At 62.0% G+C, this 2,053-nt stretch carries 2 protein-coding genes; one reads left to right on the top strand and one right to left on the bottom strand.

What is annotated here, in order from left to right:
- Positions 1-402: 402 nt before the first annotated feature.
- Positions 403-1,368 carry a site-specific integrase gene (locus tag ACXJMY_RS37825; RefSeq protein ID WP_456624439.1) on the bottom strand — a complete coding sequence of 322 codons (966 nt, stop codon included), beginning with the start codon at positions 1,366-1,368 and terminating at the stop codon, positions 403-405.
- 197 nt (positions 1,369-1,565) lie between these two features.
- Between ACXJMY_RS37825 and ACXJMY_RS37820 the strand changes: the two genes are divergently transcribed.
- A complete protein-coding gene (locus tag ACXJMY_RS37820; protein WP_456624438.1) occupies positions 1,566-1,781 on the top strand; it encodes a ribbon-helix-helix domain-containing protein in 216 nt (71 codons plus the stop codon).
- Positions 1,782-2,053: the final 272 nt, after the last annotated feature.

The following is a 2,053-nucleotide window of genomic DNA, read 5'->3' as shown; positions in this document are numbered from 1 at the left end:
GCGACTCACTCGGCGCCTACTCTCTCAATGTGAAATCCCGATGGCTTTCCCTGTCGCTGCCTCGCCGCGATTCAGGATTCGGCTCCGTGTTGCGCGTTTCCGCGCTTCCAACAAATGGAGAGTGTCATGACAAAGCCATGTCGTCGATGTGAGCAGGATCTCCCGTTGTCGAGCTTCGGTTACGGAGGCCGTTCCCGCCTTCGCAAGTTCTGCCACGCCTGCTTCTCCGCGATAGTGAATGGCGAAGTGTTCACCATGAATGCGACCGAAGCCGCCACGTTCATGGCGAGGCTGGAAGCTGGCCAGTCGCTTCGAATGCTTGAAACGCTACGAGTGGGACAGTTAGAAGTCTCATACCAACGGTCTCGACCAGTTGTCGCCGCCTGGTTGCCAGCGCGTCCTTTAAAGCAGCCCCGCGCCTGCATGCTCTTTGAATAGCTCGRCCTCTTGGATGTACCCAGCCAGCGTGTCCACCGATTTGTGGCGGCTTACGTCCTTCATTCGGAAGATGGACTTGCCGGCCGCAGCGGAGGAAGTCAGGAAGCCGCGGCGAAGCGAGTGGCCAGAGAACAGGCTGGCATCGAGTCCGACGCGGCCGGCGTAGGCCTTCACGATAAGAGCGACCGATTGGTCAGTCAGGCGCTCGGCGCTGACCACCCCCGCCTTATTGATCGGCCGGAATACCGGGCCTGCATCGATGCCGGCAGCCTCGAGCCAGTCGCGCAGGGCGACAACGGGGCAAGCCTCGGCGGATCCGCGCGCCACGGCGATAGTCACGCCCTCTGCATCTTGGTCGGTCTTGGACTTGGCAATGAGCACCAAAAGCCCCTCTGGCGTCTCCTCGATATGCTCGACGTCGAGCGCGACGAGCTCCGAGCGGCGGAACGCACCGCCGAACCCCAGGAGCAACAGCGCGCGGTCGCGCTTGCCGGCAATCGTGGCGGGGCACGCGGCAACCATGGCTTTGATCCGAGCGGCGACAGCCGGAGCCTTCTTGACCTTGGCGGCGCCAATGCTGCGGCGGATACCGCGGAGCGTCGCCTTGACGGCCTCGGAATCGGTAGGCGTCGGCAGCGAGGCCAGCTTGTGCGCGTAACGGATTGCGGCGAGGCGCCGGCCGAGCGTGGAGGCTTTTGCGCCTTCCTCGGCGCCGTGCGCCAGATATGCCGCCACGGTCTCAGGTAGTGCCGGCAACGCGCTGGCGGCCTTCTCCTCGCAATAGGTGCGGAACAGCCGAAAGTCGGTCTCATAGGCCATGCGCGTGGCTGGCGCCTTCTCGGCCTTGGCATACGAGACGGCAGCGGCCAGGTCGGGGGCAATGGCCGCGGGCAGGCTGAAGGCGTCGGCAAGCACTGGAAGGGAAGTCATTGCTTGAGTTCCATAGCTAGCGAGAAGAAGCGTTATCAATAGCTATCTAATATTGTGCTATCACGCAAGCACAGATCGATCCGGCAGCTGTTCTTCCTCTGTATCATCAGGCCATGTCGAGCTAGGCTCGACACCCCTTCAACCGAGCCCGCGACCGCCTTAGCGCGGTTTGGGCTGGCGCCGATGAGAACCACAGCATGCCCCGCAAGAAAGTCGGCCGCCTTTCGTCGCGCGATCCTGGGGCGTTCAAGGCGTTGTTGGTTAGGATGAACCCCGAGGGGTGGCGAGCGCTGAGGATCTTGGCCGCGGAATCCGACACGACGCTCAACGCGCTCGCGATCGAGGCCTTCAACGACTTGCTACGGAAGAAGGGGAAGCGGCCGATTGTGGCAAACCCGCTGCATGACGACTAGGGCAGTATTTTATTGCCTACACCACTGAGGCAGCAGGACTTTCCATAGCTGACTGGTCCCGACTGGCCCCCTACCAATTCCTGCCATCGTCCGCGCGCGTACTGCGCAGAAATTACGCCAGCGGCGGACACGGTGCACATCAGCCTCAGCAGCGGTGCGAAGCCCGGCGACTCGGTTAGAAATGTTTAGGTTTGTTAAGTTGCGATGTGCCGGCCGGCTCACATTTGATTGTTTGATTTCAATTCAGCCAGCGCCCGGAGCCGTCGGGGATG

The organism is Bradyrhizobium sp. P5_C12, assembly GCF_054049735.1.
The sequence above is the reverse complement of the archived record's forward strand: the minus strand, read 5'-3'. Positions and strand labels throughout refer to the sequence as shown.

Excerpts from the sequence above, each read along its gene's own strand:
- ACXJMY_RS37820 (WP_456624438.1), top strand. The coding sequence starts at position 1,566 with ATGCCCCGCAAGAAAGTCGGCCGCCTTTCGTCGCGCGATCCTGGGGCG.